At 63.0% G+C, this 17,472-nt stretch carries 14 protein-coding genes and 4 pseudogenes; 4 read left to right on the top strand and 14 right to left on the bottom strand.

Features of this window, described 5'->3' with window-relative positions; translation table 11 throughout:
* The first annotated feature begins 109 nt into the window (after positions 1–109).
* Positions 110–2,413 (top strand): PAS domain-containing sensor histidine kinase, encoded by a 2,304-nt coding sequence (locus CQ13_RS36780; protein WP_057847653.1) that lies wholly within the window; start codon positions 110–112, stop codon positions 2,411–2,413.
* 2 nt (positions 2,414–2,415) lie between these two features.
* Here CQ13_RS36780 and CQ13_RS36775 read toward each other — a convergent pair whose 3' ends face one another.
* The 5 genes from CQ13_RS36775 to CQ13_RS36760 form a co-directional block, all read right to left on the bottom strand.
* Positions 2,416–3,306 (bottom strand): LysR family transcriptional regulator, encoded by an 891-nt coding sequence (locus CQ13_RS36775; protein ID WP_057847652.1) that lies wholly within the window; start codon positions 3,304–3,306, stop codon positions 2,416–2,418.
* 453 nt (positions 3,307–3,759) lie between these two features.
* Positions 3,760–3,963, bottom strand: coding sequence for a hypothetical protein (locus CQ13_RS43990; RefSeq protein ID WP_156434134.1), 204 nt, complete (start codon positions 3,961–3,963; stop codon positions 3,760–3,762).
* Positions 3,964–4,210: 247 nt separating this feature from the next.
* Positions 4,211–4,444 carry a hypothetical protein gene (locus tag CQ13_RS43985; protein ID WP_057847651.1) on the bottom strand — a complete coding sequence of 78 codons (234 nt, stop codon included), beginning with the start codon at positions 4,442–4,444 and terminating at the stop codon, positions 4,211–4,213.
* Between the two features lie 175 nt (positions 4,445–4,619).
* The gene (locus CQ13_RS36765) at positions 4,620–7,559 is read right to left on the bottom strand and encodes a bifunctional [glutamine synthetase] adenylyltransferase/[glutamine synthetase]-adenylyl-L-tyrosine phosphorylase (RefSeq protein WP_057847650.1); all 2,940 of its coding nucleotides are present in this window, start codon (positions 7,557–7,559) and stop codon (positions 4,620–4,622) included.
* Positions 7,556–9,022, bottom strand: coding sequence for a sensor histidine kinase (locus tag CQ13_RS36760; RefSeq protein ID WP_057847649.1), 1,467 nt, complete (start codon positions 9,020–9,022; stop codon positions 7,556–7,558). The genes CQ13_RS36765 and CQ13_RS36760 overlap by 4 nt, the downstream gene beginning before the upstream one ends.
* 355 nt (positions 9,023–9,377) lie before the next feature.
* Between CQ13_RS36760 and CQ13_RS47470 the strand changes: the two genes are divergently transcribed.
* Both CQ13_RS47470 and CQ13_RS36750 read left to right on the top strand, forming a co-directional pair.
* Positions 9,378–9,668, top strand: a complete 291-nt coding sequence (locus CQ13_RS47470) for a hypothetical protein (protein WP_197427566.1) — start codon at positions 9,378–9,380, stop codon at positions 9,666–9,668.
* On the top strand, positions 9,557–10,558 hold the full coding sequence (locus CQ13_RS36750) for a tyrosine-type recombinase/integrase (protein WP_430649737.1): 1,002 nt from the start codon (positions 9,557–9,559) through the stop codon (positions 10,556–10,558). The genes CQ13_RS47470 and CQ13_RS36750 overlap by 112 nt, the downstream gene beginning before the upstream one ends.
* Before the next feature lie 48 nt (positions 10,559–10,606).
* On the opposite strand, the pseudogene rocD reads toward CQ13_RS36750, so the two are convergent.
* The 5 genes and pseudogenes from rocD to CQ13_RS36730 all read right to left on the bottom strand — a co-directional run.
* Positions 10,607–10,751, bottom strand: a pseudogene (rocD, locus tag CQ13_RS43980) (ornithine--oxo-acid transaminase); the annotation flags it as partial.
* Positions 10,749–11,470 (bottom strand): annotated as a pseudogene (locus tag CQ13_RS36745) (ParB/RepB/Spo0J family partition protein); the annotation flags it as partial. The pseudogenes CQ13_RS36745 and rocD, both read right to left, overlap by 3 nt.
* Before the next feature lie 76 nt (positions 11,471–11,546).
* A pseudogene (locus CQ13_RS42185) lies at positions 11,547–11,906 on the bottom strand (zincin-like metallopeptidase domain-containing protein); the annotation flags it as partial.
* 377 nt (positions 11,907–12,283) lie between these two features.
* Positions 12,284–12,793: an SRPBCC family protein gene (locus tag CQ13_RS36735; protein ID WP_057847645.1), complete on the bottom strand. Its 510-nt coding sequence runs from the start codon at positions 12,791–12,793 to the stop codon at positions 12,284–12,286.
* Positions 12,783–13,136: an ArsR/SmtB family transcription factor gene (locus tag CQ13_RS36730; protein ID WP_057847644.1), complete on the bottom strand. Its 354-nt coding sequence runs from the start codon at positions 13,134–13,136 to the stop codon at positions 12,783–12,785. Before CQ13_RS36730 ends, CQ13_RS36735 begins: the two co-directional genes overlap by 11 nt.
* A gap of 114 nt (positions 13,137–13,250) precedes the next feature.
* Between CQ13_RS36730 and CQ13_RS36725 the strand changes: the two are divergent.
* Positions 13,251–13,612, top strand: a pseudogene (locus tag CQ13_RS36725) (winged helix-turn-helix transcriptional regulator).
* On the opposite strand, the gene CQ13_RS44840 reads toward CQ13_RS36725, so the two are convergent.
* From CQ13_RS44840 to CQ13_RS44835, 4 genes are all read right to left on the bottom strand, one after another.
* On the bottom strand, positions 13,613–13,966 hold the full coding sequence (locus tag CQ13_RS44840) for a hypothetical protein (RefSeq protein WP_197427575.1): 354 nt from the start codon (positions 13,964–13,966) through the stop codon (positions 13,613–13,615).
* Complete coding sequence (locus CQ13_RS36715) at positions 13,967–15,331, bottom strand: HlyD family type I secretion periplasmic adaptor subunit (RefSeq protein ID WP_057847641.1); 1,365 nt, start codon at positions 15,329–15,331, stop codon at positions 13,967–13,969.
* A gap of 18 nt (positions 15,332–15,349) precedes the next feature.
* Positions 15,350–17,164: a type I secretion system permease/ATPase gene (locus tag CQ13_RS36710; RefSeq protein ID WP_057847640.1), complete on the bottom strand. Its 1,815-nt coding sequence runs from the start codon at positions 17,162–17,164 to the stop codon at positions 15,350–15,352.
* Positions 17,165–17,174: 10 nt separating this feature from the next.
* A partial coding sequence (locus CQ13_RS44835) for a hypothetical protein (RefSeq protein ID WP_057847639.1) occupies positions 17,175–17,472 on the bottom strand: 298 nt, incomplete at its 5' end.

Raw genomic sequence — 17,472 nt, 5'->3', positions numbered from 1 at the left:
TCGTTGACTCTCGACAGCCCGAAAAAAGTGGATTCAAATCGGCATGATTCGGAAGCTACGGGGTGCTTCCGGACAATGTGCAAAAGAGCCTTCGGCGGGGGTCTAAAGCATGGCGCGCGCGCATGCGGCGAACGCGTGTGTCCAATCCGATTCGATCAAAGGATTGGCGCAATCGATCGCAAAACCTGCCTACCATCGGCTGCTCACCGCAGAGCCGGCGCTTCGCCGCGCCGTGCCTACGCTCATCATCGCCTTCCTGATCACGATCTGCCTCGGCGCCTTCGTGCAGGTGATCGACCAGAGCCGGCAGAAGCGCGCCGCCATGAAGCGCGACCTCTCCGCGGTCACCGAGCTCCTGGCCGAACGCCTCGACCGCTTCGCTTCGGTCCGGCAAGATCGCGCCGCCAATATCGAGCGGCTGCAGAGCCTGCTGCCCGACCTGATCCCGGCCTGGGGCGTTGCTGCCGGCCGCCACGTCATCATCACCGGCTCGGATCACCGGATTCTGGCCCGCGTTCCCGTCGAAGGCAGCCTTGGCGGCGATCGCATCCTCGACGTCATCAGCACGGCGCAACTGCTCGCCACGCCCGGCCAGCAGGGCGTCGTCAGCGACATGACGCTGCCGAACGGCAATAGCGCCATGGCGATCTCGCGGTTGGTCAAATCGCTACCGGGCATGGTCATCGTCATCCAGGAACGGAACGAGCCGCTGTGGGGTTCGGATGCCGCCCTGTCGGTGACGCTGTCGGCCACCACCGGCTTCGTCGTGCTGATCCTCGGCTTCGCCTTCCACTGGCAATCGACCCGCGCCCGCGAGGGCGATCTGATCAACGACGCAGTGCGCGGTCGGATCGATACCGCGCTAAACCGCGGCCGCTGCGGATTGTGGGACTGGGACCTCTCGCGCGGCCGCATCTTCTGGTCGGCATCGATGTTCACGATGCTCGGCCTCGACTCCCGCAACGACCTCCTCACCTTCGGCGAAGTCAACGCGCTGGTGAAGTCCGACGACATCGATCTGTTCGCGATCGCCGACCAGATGATCGCCGGCAAAATCACCCACATTGACCAGAGCTTCCGCATGCAGCACACCGGCGGTCACTGGATCTGGCTGCGCGTGCGCTGCGAGTTCAGTCACACCTCGGCCGACGGCGGGCTGCATTTGATCGGCATCGCGGTCGACATCACCGAGCAGAAGAGCCTCGCCGAGAAGACCGTGGAAGCCGACCTCAGGCTGCGCGACGCGATCGAAACGATTCCGGAAGCCTTCGTGCTGTGGGACGCGGAAGACCGCCTCGTGCTCTGCAACTCGCATTTCCAGCGCCTGCACAAATTGCCCGATACGGCAGTGACCCCCGGCACGTCGTACGAGACCGTGATCGAGGTCGGCAGCATGCCGGAGGTTCGCACCAGACTGCAGGAGACCGGCGCGCAAGCGCCGGGTGCCCGCACATTCGAGGCGCAGCTCGACGACGGAAGCTGGCTGCATATCAGCGAGCGCCGCACCAAGGACGGCGGCTACGTCTCGGTCGGCACCGACATCACCCGCATCAAGGAGCACGAGCAGAAGCTGATCGAAAACGACGCCCGCCTGCGCGCCAATGTGCTCGACCTGAAGCGCTCGCAGGCGGAACTGGCCGATCTGGCGGAAAAATATTCGCAGGAGAAGAACCGCGCCGAGGAAGCCAACCAGGCAAAATCAAAATTCCTTGCCAATATGAGCCACGAGCTGCGTACCCCGCTGAACGCCATCATCGGCTTCTCCGAGATCATGGGCAGCGGCATGTTCGGCGTGCTCGGCTCCGACAAATATCAAGAGTACTGCCACGACATCCTGACCAGCGGCAAATACCTGCTCGAAGTCATCAACGACATCCTCGACATGTCGAAGATCGAGGCCGGCCGCATGAAGCTCGACATGGAGCAGCTCGACCTGTCGAAGATCCTGGCGGAGTCGCTGCGCGTGGTGTCCGGGCGCGCCGAGGACAAGAACCTGACGCTGGACGCCGATATCGAAAGCACCATTTCCGTGATGGCCGACCGCCGCGCGGTCAAGCAGATCTTCGTCAACCTGCTGTCCAATGCCGTAAAATTCACCCCCGACGACGGCAAGGTCACCGTGCGCAGCCACGTGCTGCCCAACTCGATCGTGCTGATGATCGCCGATACCGGGATCGGCATTGCGCCCGCTTCGCTGCGACGGCTGGGCAAGCCGTTCGAGCAGGTCGAGAGCCAGCTCACCAAGACCTACCAGGGCTCGGGCCTCGGACTAGCCATCGCGCGGTCGCTCACCAGCCTGCATGGCGGCACGATGCGGCTGCGCTCCAAGCTCGGCACCGGCACCGTCGTCCGCATCGTGCTGCCGTGCGAACCGCAACAGCCGAAGCCGAAAGCAAAGGCCGAGGCCGCCTGATTTTACGCCAGCGTCGGCGCCACTTCGCGGGCGACCTGCACCAGCGCCGCGATCAGCGGCGTCATCGGGTCGCGCTGCGGGATCACCATGCCGATGCTGTAGTCGACGACGGGATCGACGATCGGAATGCTGCGGACGGAGTCGGCGAGCCCCAGCGTCTCCGCAAGCTTGGCCGGCATCACGCTTGCCCAGCGCCCGGTCTTCACGTGCGTGTAAAGCACCAGCAGCGAGTTCGAGGTCAGCGTCGGCGTGGCCTCGGCTCCGACGGAGGCCAGCGCGCGATCGATGATGCGGCGGTTCTGCATGTCCGGCGTCAACAGGCACAGCGGCACCTGCCCGACCTCCTTCCAGGTGACCTGCTTGCGGTCGCCGAACATGGCGTCGGGCGCCGTCAGCAAGCGATAGCTTTCGTTGTAGAGCGGAATGGTGCGAACCTTGCCGATCGGCTCGTTCTCGATATAGGTCAGCCCGGCATCGACCTCGAGATTTTCGAGCAGGCCCAGCACGTCGGCCGACGTGCAGGACTGGATGCGAAAGCGCACGTCCGGGTATCGCGCGCGGTACGGCGTCGTGAGCTGCGCCACCATGCCGAGCACGGTCGGGATCGCGGCGATCCGGATCTCGCCGGAGAGCTTGTCCTTGAGGCTGTTGATCTCCTGCCGCATCGCGCGCGCGTCGCCGACGATGCGCCGCGCCCAGTCGAGCGTACGCTCGCCCTCCGGCGTAAAGCCCTGAAAGCGGGAGCCGCGCTGCACCAGCATGACGCCGAGAATTTCCTCGAGCTGCTTGAGGCTGGTCGACATGGTCGGCTGGGTGACGCCGCAGGCCTCCGCAGCCCGCCCAAAATGCCGCTCCTTTGCCAACGCCAGCAGAAGTTCAAGCTTGTCGATCAAAAGGATAGCCCCCGGAGTTTGGTGATGAGGGCAGTCGCCCGGTGGCCAGAAATAGCACGGCCTCCGGGCGGTCAAAACTTCAAAAGTAGCATCCGGAACGATCGGATTTGCCGGGTAATCGATCAGGTGGCTCCCGGCGGATCGGCTGTAGCACCAACTTCAGCACCAGCCCTTCTTCCAGTGACCGGGCGGGCAGCCACGGCCGCGCCAACCGACTTTTCGGCCGCGGCTCCAGCCAAACGGACGGTAACCGTGCCCGCGGCCCCAACCATGCCCGCGGCCGTGCCCGCCCTTCACTTCGATCAGATCTCCCTTGACCAGAGAGTCGTGGATCAACGGGTAGCCGCGGGGCATTGCCGATGCCGGGGACATGAAAGCGATTGGTAGTGTGAGTGCGATGCCAAATAGTAGTTTGCGCATGGGTCGTCCCGCTCTAGGGTGAAGATGCCGCTCTCAAGCAGGAAAAAGTGGCAACAGTTCCACGCGAATGAGGCGGACTTCCGAAGCTGCTATCGGCGCAGCGTTCCCATCAAAAATCAGGAAGGGCCGTCGGTCGGCAGAACGCCATTTTTTCACCCGCAACCGAAAAGGTTGGGAACGATATTCATCGTCCGGCGTTGCAGGATTGAGCAGGTAGTTCAGGAAGGAGAAATCCACCGGAATTATCAGCTCAAAAGCCCCGTCAGTTATCTTAGATAGCTGGCGGGGTTTTGATTGGGGAGAGGCTCGTGCGCTACGCGCTGTTCGTCGACGACAGGCAGATTGGCCCTGGCCTGTGGACGGAGGCGGAGGTCTGGAAACAAGCCCTCGACTATTCGCTGATTTCCGATCCTCCCGTTGCAGACAAAGCAGGCGGACCGGTTCTGCCGGCCCGCTATCACGTGAAGGAAATCAGGGAAGAGTGTTACTCGCCGGATCCGGCCTGGAGGCTTCCGGACGCCTGTTGTGCCCGCTTGACGAAGGTCAGACCGCTCACGGTCAGTCGTTCCTCGCTGGTTTCGCCTTCGGCCACCAGCCCTTCAAGATAGGTTTCGAGTTCCGGGAGCTTGCTGTCGAACTCGGCACCTAAGCCCATCAGTTCACACATTTTGCTGATGCGCCCGATGGGTTCGTCGAAAATGTCGATTTCGGTATGCATACCAGCGCCTCCCGGTCCCCGGGACAATTCCGAGCGGCCGTGGGTGTTCCGCCCGTCGGAACCAATGAGAGCCGGAATCGACCGCCCTCGCCCGCAGTTGCAATTGCATCGCAAGGGTAGCGATAACAGCGAAGCTTTTACGCAGAGATGACGGGGCCAGTCTCGTACAACCCCTTTAACCACCGCCGCCGACAAGCGCCTGAAACACCCGCCTTACCTCGCCTTGCGTCTCGCGCAGCCGCGCTTCCAGCGTCGAGAAATCCGGCGTGTCGCCGGCGCGCGCCATGACGCGCAAGAGGCTTTCTCCCGACGTCTCCGGCTTGAATTTGCCGGTGACGCAAAGCCTGAGGATCTGCGTCAGGTCGTGATAGAGCCGTGCCGCCGAACGCAAAATCTCGGCGTCGGATGGCGGCAGCACGCCAAGGCGTGCGGCGTTGTCGAGCACCTGCAGCGTGGAAACGCTGAGGATCTCGGGCTTTTCCGAGGCGTGAACGAGCTGCAAATACTGCGCGATGAAATCGATGTCGACCAGGCCGCCGGCGGCCTGCTTGAGGTTCCAGACGTCGTCCTCGCCCTTCTCCAGCGCAATCGCCCGGCGCATGTCCGCGACGTCGCCGGCGGTAGAGGCCGCATCGCGGGGCCGCGTCAGCACACTGCGGATCGCGTCCTCGATCTCTTTCTGAAACGCCGGTGAAGCCGAAATCACTCGCGCCCGCGTCAGCGCCATGTGCTCCCAGGTCCAGGCTTCGCGTTCCTGATAATGGGAAAAGGAATCGATCCGCGACGCCAGCGGCCCGGCGCGGCCCGACGGCCGCAGCCGCATATCGACGTCATAGAGTACGCCGTAATTGGTCCGCGTCGTAAACGCCGAGATCAGCCGCTGGGTCAGCCGCGTAAAATATTGCGCGCCGTGCAGCGATCGTTCGCCGTCGGAATCGGGATTGTCCGTGTCGAAATCATACAACAGGATCAGGTCGAGATCGGAAGATGCCGTCATCTCGCGGCTGCCGAGCCGGCCCATCGCGAGGATCGCGGTCTCCTGTCCCTTGATGCGGCCGTACTGGGTCGCGAACTGGTCTCTCACCAGGCCGTGCACGGTGTGTACAATGCCCTCGGCGACGTCGGCAAAGGCGACGCCAGCGTGCTGGGCGGAAACCGTGCCGGACAGGATCCGCGTGCCGATCAAAAACAGGCTCTCCTGCCCGAACAGCCGCAGGCGATCGAGGAAATCTTCGTAAGAGTCCGCGTCCTTCAGCGTCGCCGCCAGCCGCACCGACAATTCCTTCCGGTCCGGCATCGCGCCGAAGAAACGGGGATCGATCAAGCCGTCCATGATCTGCGGCTGGCGCGCCAGCATGTCGCCGAGCCGCGGCGCGGCGCCGAGGATCAAGGCCACGAGCGCGACCAGGTCGCGGTTCTGGCTCAACAGTGAAATCAGCCGGCCGCCGCGCTGCAAGGCGCCGAGAAAGCGATCGAACGTGATCACGGCGTCGTCGGGGTCTTCGGCATGCGCGAGACCGTGGATCAGGCCGGGCACGAATTCGATGAAGGCAGCCTTGGTCGCCTCGTTGCGGAGCGTGCGATAATTGCCCTGCATCCAGTGCTGCAGGGTGCCAGCCACCGCGACCGGCTTCTTGAAGCCGAGCATCGTCAGGTGATCGAGCAGACGCGCATCCTCAGGCCCGTCGGCATAATTGAGCTGCGGCAGCTTCACCGTGCCGGTCGGATCGCCCTCGAACAGCTTGCCGTAATGTCCCTGCACGACGTTGAGATGGCCGAGCAAGTCCTTCGCAAAGGCCGCCCGGCTCTCGTAGCCAAAGAAGTTTGCAAAGCGCTCCACGGCCTCGGCATCCTCGGGCAGTGCATGGGTCTGCTCATCCGAGATCATCTGCAGCCGGTGCTCGACGCGGCGCAGGAACTCATAGGCCGCGGTCAACTCGTCGTGGGCCTGAAAGCTGATCCAGTTGCTGGTCGCCAGCACCTGCAACGCATGCAGCGTGGGGCGCACCCGCAGTTCCGGATGGCGGCCGCCGGCAATGAGCTGTTGCGTCTGCGCGAAAAACTCGATCTCGCGGATGCCGCCGCGGCCGACCTTGACGTTATGACCTTCGACCGCGATGTCGCTCTGGCCGCGATAGGTCTGCATCTGCCGCTTCATGTCGTGGACGTCGGCGAGCGCGGCAAAATCCAGATGCTTGCGCCAGACGAACGGCGACAATTCCGCGATCAGCGCCTCGCCCGCTTTGGCGTCGCCGGCGCAAACGCGCGCCTTGATCATCGCGGCGCGTTCCCAGGTCCGCCCTTCCCGCTCGTAATAGTGCAGCGCCGCCTCGGTCGAGATCGCCACCTGCGTCGAGGCCGGATCGGGTCGCAGGCGCAGATCGACCCGGAACACGTAACCCTCGCCGGAGCGTTGCTGCAGCAGGCGGGCGAGCGCCTGCGTCACCCGCACGAAGAACGGCGCCGGCTCGACGTCTGCTATCAGCGAGGTGCGGGCGGGATCGAAAAACACGATCAGGTCGATGTCGCTGGAGTAGTTCAATTCCCCCGCGCCCATCTTGCCCATCGCGAGCACGATCAATCCGCTATCCTCCTCCGGCCGGTCATGATTGAGCGCCGTCATACGGCCGCGCGTGACCTCCTGACGTAGCAGGAAGCGCAGCGCCGTCTGCACGGACACGGTTGCAAGATCGGTCAGCGCCGCGGTCACCCGCATCACCGGCCAGACCCCGCCGATATCGCACAGCGCGATCAACAACGCGGCCTCCGCCTTCATGCGGCGAAGCAGATGCATCACGTCGGCCTCGCCCGCGGCAGCGAGTACGTCGCGCGTGCCTTTCTCGATCAGCGAGGTGAGATATGGTTCCGGGTCGCATGCCAGCAAACGCAGCAGCCGAGCGGCGTCAGCCCGGATCAGGTCGAACAGGTATGGCGAGAACTCGGCGATGCCAAGCAGGATGGTCCTGGCGAGCGGGCGATCCAGCCACGCCTTGATCTCAGCCGATTGCTCCGGCTCCAGTTCGGCGAGCCAGTCTCCCAGGCGTTGTTCGGCGTTACTGCTGGCGGCGACATGCGGCCCGCTGACGAACCGCGCGGCCAAGGCGGAGGAATTCATGCCACCTTCTGTGGCACATCCTGCGTTTGAGCCGCAAGCCTGTTGCCCGCGGCAGATAGCGCCGGGACGACCAGCGTCGCGGTCAGGCCGGGACGGGAATCGCCGAGCCTGAGTTCGCCGCCATGCAAGGTCGCCACCGCGGACGCCAGGCTGAGCCCGAGGCCGGAACCCGGCAGCGTGCGGCTCGCCTCAAGCCGCACGAATCGCTCGACCGCATGCTTGCGATCGCCTTCGGGAATGCCGGGTCCATGATCGGTGACGCTGAGCAGCACGTGATCGCCTTCGCGCCGCGCCTCGATCAGGATCTCCCGGGTGCGCGCCGCGGCGGCAGGGTCCAGCGGCTGCACCACCGGCGAGGGCTTACCGTACTTGATGGCGTTCTCGACCAGATTGGCAAGTGCCTGGCTGATCAGTTCGCGGTTGCCATGCAACCGCGCGGTCGCGGTTTTGACGCGGAGCGTCATGCCGCCGTCCTCGGCCAGCGGCTCATACAATTCGTGGATTCCCTTGGCGACATCGGCCGCGTCGAAATCATCCATGTTGCCGCGCGCCTGCCCGGACTCGGCGCGCGCGATCATCAACAGCGCGTTGAAGGTGCGGATCAGACCGTCGGATTCCTCGATGGTCCGCTCCAGCGCCGCGCGGTATTCGGCCTCGCTGCCCGAACTTGCCAGCGCCTCCTCGGCACGGTTGCGCAAGCGCGTTAACGGCGTCTTGAGGTCATGGGCGATGTTGTCGGAGACTTCCTTCAGCCCCATCATCAGGGTCTCGATGCGCTCCAGCATGACGTTGAGGTTTTCCGCGAGACGGTCGAGCTCGTCGCCGGAGCGCCCGACTGGCAGCCGCCCCGAGAGGTCGCCCGCCATGATGCGCCTTGTGGTGCCGGTCATGGCATCGATCCGTTGCAGCACCCGCCGCGCCACGAAGATGCCACCGCCGATGCCGAGCACGATGACGACCAGAAGCGACCATTGCGCGGCGTTGGCGACGATGCCGAACAGCCGGCGTCGCTCCTCCAGGTCGCGGCCGACCAGCAGGCGGAAACCATTGGTGAGTTCGGTGACGCGCACCAGCGCGCGGTGATCCGCGGTATCCTGCTCGTCGAGCCGGCGATAGCCGGTCTCCGACCAGCCGGTTGAGGCCATCACGCCCGGCGCCAGCGCGCCGACATTGCCGCCGATCGCCTTCCCCTCCGGCGTGGTGACGAGATAGAGGTTTGCGCCCGGCCGCAGCGCCCGGTTGCCAAGCGTGAAGACGAGGCCGCGCAGGCCGCGACGCGTGTAGATGTCGGTAATCTCCGCGGTTTCGGCGTTCACCGTGGCGGTGATCTGCTCGTTGATCAGCCGCCGCGTATTCCAGGCGAAATAGCCGAGCAGCGACGCCGCAAACAGCGCGAACAAAAACAGATAGACCAGCGTCAGCCGAAACGCCGTCGTGCGGACCAGTTTACCGAAGGCCGTCACGGATCATGTATCCATTCTGAGCGTCGCGTCTGGCATCATTGACCGTCGTCATAGTTTTTATTTCCTTTTATTTACAATGAATTAGCTGCATCTGCTGTCGTCTTACTTCACTGAAAATCACCGAAGCCGGCCGGTCTTGGCGAAAAACTGGTAAGTTGACGCGGCTCACGCTTCCAAAAGTATCCGGGATTGTCAGACATCCAAAGCAGCTCGATTTTGGAACAACTGACCATCACGACCGAGCATCCGTGACGGTAAGTGGTAAGCGGAAGGGGAACGTTAAAGTGGCACTCAATTCGAACCAAGTTAAATCCCTGCAAGCTGGCGTTCATGCGGACGGTGGGGGCTTTATCTGGTGGTGCGCGAAAGCGGTGATCGGGTGTGGGCCTTCCGCTTCACCGACCTCGAGGGCAAGCGGGCTCAGATGGAGTTCGCCAGGGCTGGCGACCGCGACGGCGCAAGCGGTGACGTTCTGACCCTAAGCAGCGCGCGCGAGAAGGCGCGCGACTATAAGGTCGCGTTAAACGCGAGGGCATCGATCCGCGCGTCAAGAAGCGGGCCACCGCTCAGGGCAGCAAGACGTTCAAGGAGTTTGCCGAGGAGCAGTATCCTGATTGGTGCCAAGGGCTGTCCGAAGAGGAGTTGAAGCAGTGGCAGCGCTCCATCCGGGACGTGCCGGGCCTGCACGACAAGAAGCTCCAGGAGATCACCACCGAGCACGTGTTGGAGGCGCTCAAGGCGATCTGGACCGTGAAGCCGGTCACAGCGTCGCGGACGCGCCAGCGGATCGAGCGGCTGATGGACGCTGCCAAAGCGTTGAGGCTGCGCACGGGCGAGAACCCGGCCGCATGGCGCGGCAACCTCAAACACCTGCTGCCGTCGCCCCGCAAGCTGAATCGCAAGAAGGGGCATCGGTCCGCGCCGTATACGAAGATGCCGGGAATGATGACAGGGCTGCGCTATGATCTCGGCAACGCCGCGCGCTGCACAGAGGTCGGCATCCTCTCCGTGGCGCGGAGCCAAGAAATCCGGCTGATGGAGTGGACGGAGCTCGACTTCGAAGCAAGGACGTGGATGGTTCCGGCTGAGAAGATGAAGATTAAGGGCGAGCTAGAGCCGAAGCCGCATCTCGTCCCGTTGTCAGATCAGGCCATCGACATCATCCAATCGATGCCGCGCACCGATAAGTACGTGTTCCCCTCCGACCACGCGGAGGAACATCAGCCGTTCCGGGCGAACGCGCTTGTTGGGGCCATCGAGCGCACTGCCGTCAAATCCACCATGCATGGCTGCCGCACAAGCTTCCGAAATTGGGGCGCTGACAACAAGGAGCACAATTTCCGCCGCGAAGTGCTTGAGTTCTGCCTGTCGCACCGTGTCGGCGATGAGGCTGAACTGTCGTATTGGGACAGCGAGATGATCAAGCGACGCCGCGAGGCGCTGCAGGCGTGGGCTGACTTCATCAAGCCACGCAAGAATACGTCGGGCGAGCAGCCGCCCGAAAGAAAGCGGCAAAGGCTCAAGCTCGTCGCCTAACGAGGCGCACCGGGATTTCAGTGAGCGACCTATACCGTTCACCTCCTAGCCCCCCTTGCGCACAGACTTGATCGCACTCTCCACGACCTCGCCACCGCTGTTCATTGGCAGCACCTTGTGGGAGCCGGTATGCTCCACGATCTGTTCGTAAAAGGGGGGCCAGTCGGTCGTTGTGGAAGGCCCGGCAGGTCAATGCGGCGCCGCCGGCCTGCTCGTAGGCATCCAGTCCGATGAACTGGGCGCGACGGTCGGAAGCGCGCACAGTGTTCTCCGTCAGCATCCTCTGGATCTGATATGGCTCTTCGTTGCCGGATCTGTTGACGTTTTCCCAGACCTGCTCCTGACGCGCCTGGTCGGCCGTGACTGAGAAGGCCATCAACTGTTCGAGTGTCATACCATCGTCGCCATAGACGTCGTGCAACTTCGGCGACACTGACGCCAGACGAAGGCGCTGCTTGACGATCGCCGGCGAAACGAAGTGCCGCGCGGCGATATCCTCTTCGCTCAGGCCGCCGTCATGTAGCAGTTTGAACGCGCGGAACTGATCGAGCGGATGCAGTCCGACCCGCTCGTCATTCTCGGCAAGGGAATCGTCCTCGGCGATGCCGCCATCCCGGATAACGCAGGGGACAGGTTGCGTCTTCGCCATACGCTTCTGCTTGACCAGCAGTTCGAGCGCGCGGTAGCGGCGTCCGCCGGCGCGCACCTCGAACATACCGGTCTCCTGAGCGTCGGCATCGACTACCGCACGAACGCTCAGGCTTTGTAGCAGCGTCGCTGAGCGATGCTCTCCGCCAGTTGTTCGATCGAGACGCCGGCCTTCACGCGGCGGACATTAGACTGGCTGAGCACCATTTTGTTGAAGGGAATATCACAAGAGGGACTGAGTTTGATTTTCTGAACGCTTGCCATGTCGGTTTCTCCACGACGGGCGGCCGAAAGACTCTCTCCCGACCTCCTACCCGTCACGGACAAACCGGCGCGCCTCTCACTCTCTGACGCGCAGCACCAACTGAGGACCAATATGGGCACAGCGTGCGGATCCGTCATGCAGCTTCTCCCTGCCGCCAACGACGGAATCGATCGCGGGTGTCAGAAAGCCGAACAGGAAATCGGCCGCCTTCGATGCCGCGCTCGCCGCACGGACGACGGCGTGATTATCCTCGCGCAGCACCTCCAGCCAGGAACCGATGTAGTCAGCGTGGCGCACGGTCGGCACGATACCGAGCGAGGCACAAACGAAGGCACCTGCCATTTCGGCGACCAGCTCTTCGCGCGCGTATGATTTTGAGCCGAACGAACCGGAGTGGTCGCGGTTGAGGCGGGATGCCTGGCCGGTCCAATGACCGTTATGCCGATATCGGCATAACGGTCATTATGCCGTAATTGAGATTATGCCGCATGACTGAGTTCGGTGGCTGTCCTGCCGGGCTTCGCCCATGCGGCAGTTCGGCATAATCAGACACATCCATCCATCATCAGAAACGGCGGATATGGGGTGGAGAGCCGTCGGTCTGCTTCTGGTCAGAACAATGGAGAAGCCGCTATCAGCTGCGGACCCGCGAAAGCCGCACTCATCTACGCAGACCAAATCTGCTCCAGTACCTGTGGCAGGTATTTCACGACCAGAGCCTGCGCATCCTTAGCCCTAAAAAGTGCGTTGGCCTTCGTCTTCGTACAGCACCGGTCCGGCTAAGGCGACCGCGGTGGTGGCAACCGCGGCCTTCACGCGCGGCCGGCGCCGAGGGTGGCGAGCAGTTCGTCCAGCTGCTCGAACTGTTCGGGCGTGCCGTCCAACCCGCCCAGGGATTCATCGAGCGCTTCCTTGGTGGGATAAACTTCGCTGAAGGTCAGCAGCGTCTTGCCGCCATCTTCCACGAAGGTCACCGTGGAGATGGCGCCGTTCTCGCTTTCTTCGTTGGTCCAGACGAGCCGCGCCGGCGGCACCACTTCGATATATTTGCCGAAGAAGGCCCAGGTGTTTTCAGCGTCCTTGCCGAATTCGAGGCGGTAGGTGCCACCGGTGCGCACATCCATCTCACAGGAGCGCAGCGGCACGCCCATGGATTTGGGCGCCCACCAGCGCATGAACAGCTCGGGATTGGTCCAAGCCTCGAACACGATCCGGACCGGAGCATCGAAGATGCGCGTTACCGCCATCTCGCGCTCGGATATCCGCTTCACCGTGGTGCGGCCATCGACCAGGACCGAACCATTCTCTTGCCTATCGTCCATCACTGTTCTCCTTACGTTTGAGTTCTTCGACAACCTTGTCCAGCTGGTCGAAACGGGCATCCCAAAGCCGGCGGTACCGCTCGATCCATTGCGCCTCTTGCTCAAGGCGGCTGACGCCGAGTCGGCAGGTGCGCACGCGCCCGATCTTCTCGGTGGTGACCAGCCCCGCCTGTTCGAGGACGCTGATATGCTTCTTCATGCCCGTGAGGGTCATGTGGAACGTCTCGGCAAGATCGGTGATCGAGGCGTCGGAACGCCCGAGCTGCTCGAGCACACCACGCCGGGTAGCATCCGAAAGCGCGGCAAACGACGTATCAAAGCGGGCTTGATGAAACTGAACCATGTAGTTCGGTATAACGGTTGGCGAGCGATATGCAACGGGTGGAGAAGGTTTGGACGGTGGCGTTGCGGCGAGCAGCTCGAGGGTCACTGAGTGCACCTGCGCCGGAGGGCCTAAATGAGCAAGCCCAACTTGGTCTTGCTGCGCGATGACGCAACGGAAGGCGTCGCCAGTTGCAAGGCCGTTCGCCAGATAGTCGATCGCATCAGGGACAAATGGACGGTTATGGTCGTGGGTTGCCTGTCGAACGGCTCCATGCGCTTCACTACAATCCAACGGACAATGCCGGGTGTGTCGCACCGAATGCTCACCCTCACAGTGTGCGGCATGGTGCGCGACGGACTAGTGAAGCGGACAGCGCACGCGACGATCCGCCAAGGGTCGATTATGCGCTGACCGAGGCAGGCCAGTCTCTTAAGAGCCCGCTAGAGACGCTGGCCAGATGGGCATGGGAATGGCAGTTGGGTGGGGCAGCGTGATCATGTCCTGCTGGTGCTTGCACGACGGGGTTGCGGGCATCCGAACTGATCAACCTGCGCAGCAAGGACGTGATCCTCGGCACCGGGGCTCATATCCAAAAGCGTCTTGCCCTCGTGCACGGTGCCGCTCGTTCCGAGCCGCTTTCCGCCCGGGCAGTGGTAGACGTCGCTGGTCGGATCATGTCGAAAGTCGCTGCGCGAGAAGGTACCGTCATCTCGCTTCGACTTGTCGAACACGGGGATATGTGGTGCGAAGCATTGGACACGCAAGATTACGCATCGCACCAATCGATCGAACGCCGTTAACCATGATACTCGCGGGTGCTCGGGATTGACGCCAGATTGCTCGTCCATTCAGGTCTCGCGGAAAGCGCGGGAGAAGCTGTCGAAGACCGGCTTCATCATGTACTCGAAAAACGTACGCTCTCCGGTCTTGATGTAGACGTCGGCGGGCATCCCAGGCGTCGGGATAAATTCAGGCATACGCCTGAGAATATCTTCTTGGTCCAGGCCCACCCGAACGATGTAGAAGTCCCGACGCGTGTTATTGTCGGGGCGCGTTTCGGCCTTCACCTGCACCTGCTCCGACAAGGCGTCCGCTGACACGTAGATGACGCTCGCCCCGACCATGGGCGTGATACGCTGGTTGAGCGCCGGCAGCCGCACCAGCGCTTCCTGGCCTACACTAACATGCGAAATGTCCTTGGGATTCACATGCGCCTCGATAATGCGCTCTTCGCCTATCGGTAGGAGCTCAAGGATCACGGCGCCAGGAGAGACGACACCGCCCGGCGTATGGAAGTTCTTCTTCACCACGATACCACGGACCGGAGAACGGACCTCGACCCGGTCGACCACGTCCCGGGTGGCGCGAATCTGCTCCTCGACGTCGTCCAGCTCCGCCTCGGTCTCGCGCAGCTCCTTGATCGCATCCCGGAGCGCAGTCGAGTGGAGCTGGGCTATTCTTTCGTTCGCCTGAGCGATCCGCTCCTTCGAATCGGCGATGCGGCCGAGATACTCGCCGAGTTCTCCCCCGAGACTCGCCTCGGAGCGTCGCAGCGCCAGCACATCCGACTTGCGGACCAACTGCTGGCCAAGGAGCGAATTCTTGTCTTTCAGCTCTTCGGCGAACAGGGCAATACGCTGTTTGGTGGACTGCACTTGCGCCTGATATCCGCGAATGCTTTCCTCCAGCCCGGCGATTTGCTTCAGGAGTACGCTTTCCTGGGTCACGAGACTAGCCCGGCGTGCCCACAGTTCGGCACGTTGCCGCTCAAGAATTGCTTGGGTTTCCGGATCACGTGCGCTTTCGCCGAATGCGGCCGGAGTTTCGATAGTCTCAGAAGCGTTCATTTCGGCTTCGAGACGCGCCTTCATGGCGAGCAGTCGATATTTCTTCAAAACCAACCGCCTCAGCTTGGCGTTGGCAGCGGTGTCGTCCATGCGAACCAGTACCTGGTTCGCCTCGACGACATCACCGTCCTTGGCCGCAATCTCGCGGATGATGCCGCCCTCGAAGTGCTGGATCAGCTTGTTCTGTCCGGTGGCTACGAACGTGCCCGGGGCGACGACCGCACTGTTCAGTGGAGCGACTCCAGCCCAAACACCGAAACAACCGAGCCAAACGACCAACATCGCGAGGCCGGTGAAGATGGGCCATTTGGCGCTCTGCGGAACGCTGCGGTACCACTCGCCGATGCTCTCCTTTTCCGCTCTCATGCTGTCCTCCCGCGCTGGTCACCGGCCCGAGGATTCGATGCGTCGTGGCTGCTCTGGGTTGTCTCCGCCGGCCCCGCCGTGCGACCGAACCAGGCGATGCAGCACGTCGCTCGGAGATCCAAATGCTTCCGCGTGTCCGGCCCGCAGGATGAGCACTTTGTCTACGCTGTTCAGCAGCGCCGGGCGCAAGGTTACGACCACTGCGGTCACCCCGCGCTTCTTGGCGCGTTGCAGGGTCTCGGTCAGAGCCTGCTCGCCCGCCGCGTCGAGATTCGAGTTGGGCTCGTCAAGCACGACAAGGCATGGATTACCGAAGAACGCCCGCGCGAGCGCGATGCGCTGCTTCTGTCCTCCGGAGAGCGGCCCGCCGCCGCGGTCGAGCGCGGTCTCGTACCCTTGCCGCAGCTGACAGACCATGTCGTGGATGCCCGAGAACATCGCCGCCTCATAGATGCTCGCGTCGGGCAGGTCGTCGCGCATGCGGCAGATGTTCTGCTTGATGGTTCCGGGAAATAGCTCGACCTCTTGGGGCAGGTAGCCGGTATATTCCCCGAATTGGCGGCGATCCCAGTTGCGCAGCTCCGTTCCGTCCAGTCTGACCTTACCGGCGGTCGGCGTCAAACAGCCCACCAGAATGCGCGCAAGGGTCGACTTGCCCGATCCGGACGGTCCGACAATGGCCAAAGACTCTCCGGGCGCGAGCTCCAGCGACACACCATTGAGCACCGGCTCCTTCGATCCTGGCGGCAAGTATAGGACGCGATCCACGGCCAGGCGCCCTTGCGGTTTGGGCAGGCGCAGCTTCGGCGTCTCGCGCTGGAATGACTCGACCGCCTGCTTGACGCTCGCATAGGCCGATCGCGCCTGAACGCAGCTGCGCCATCCCTCGATCAAGCCCTCAAGCGGCTGCAGGGCGCGGCCGGCAATGATCGCGGCCGCGATCATCATGCCGCCGGTGATCTCGGCGTTGAGGGCCAGATAGGCGCCCGTGCCGAGGATCGTGATCTGGGCCACGAGCCGGACGAACTTCGATGCACCGCTGATCCAGAAATTCCGGTCGAGGGCCTGGCTCTGCACCGTCAGGGCCGGCGCCTGCCGGCGACCCCAATGGAGAATGCTCTCGCTCAGCATTCCCATCGCATTGATCACCTGCGAATTTCGCGCCAGCGACTCGGCCGCCGCATCGGCCTCGGCGGCATGCAGGCCTGCCTGGCCCAGACGCTCCGAAGTCGCTTTTTGGTTGATCAGTGCAATCAGCGCGAGGGCCAAGCCAGCCACAACGGCGATCCAGCCGAGATCTCGGTGAACGAGGAATATGACTCCAAAGTAGAGAGGCGAGAGCGGCGCGTCCATCAGCAGTAGCATGACGGGGCTCGAGATGAATCCGCGCACTTGGTGAAGGCTGCGGATCGCATGGATGGTCCCGCCCTCGCCGGCCCTGGCGTTGTTGATGCTGCTCGCCAGCACTGCGGCGCCAAGCAAGGCCTCCATCTTGGTCGCAAGACGCCCCAGCACCTGCCGACGCAGGATGTCGACGATAGAGAGGATGCCGATGAACGCCAGCGCGAGAGCCGAGAGCATCAGCAGGGTTTCGAGGCTGCGGCTCGTCAGCACGCGGTCGGATATCTGGAACAGGTACATCGGCATCGTGAGCATCAGCAGATTCACGACGACCGAAAATGCTGCGACCGCGATCAGATTCGTGCGCGCGACCGAACGCCAGGCGGCCAGCGGGTTGACAGGTCCAAGATGATCGCGAGCCTCGCCGCCGGGTGCGACGCGAAGCTGATCCGCAGAATGGCTGCGATTGCTCAGTGTCTCGGCGGCCGCCATGTTCGCCCCGCTATAGGATGGCATGTTCAGGGTGATCTGTTGGATGATTCGTATCCACGATGTCAGGAGGCGGCGGCCCAGTGTCATGAGCCGATGCGGCGTCGGCCGAAGACTCGGTATCCTGCGGGGGATCGCTGCTCAGGTTAACGCCGTAATCGGTGTACTCGGTTCCGTTGTACAGAGCATTTTCTGATGGCGGTGGCGCGTCGTTCAAGGCGATCACGTCGCCTGTGGTGTCATCGACCGGCGCCGTATCCGCAAGAGCGTCGCTGGCCGCTTTCCCGGTGTCGGCCGGATCGGACACGTCG

This window comes from Bradyrhizobium retamae, assembly GCF_001440415.1.
GTDB classification, from domain to species: domain Bacteria; phylum Pseudomonadota; class Alphaproteobacteria; order Rhizobiales; family Xanthobacteraceae; genus Bradyrhizobium; species Bradyrhizobium retamae.
Note: the sequence above shows the minus strand (reverse complement) of the source record. Positions and strands in the feature narration are given on the sequence as shown.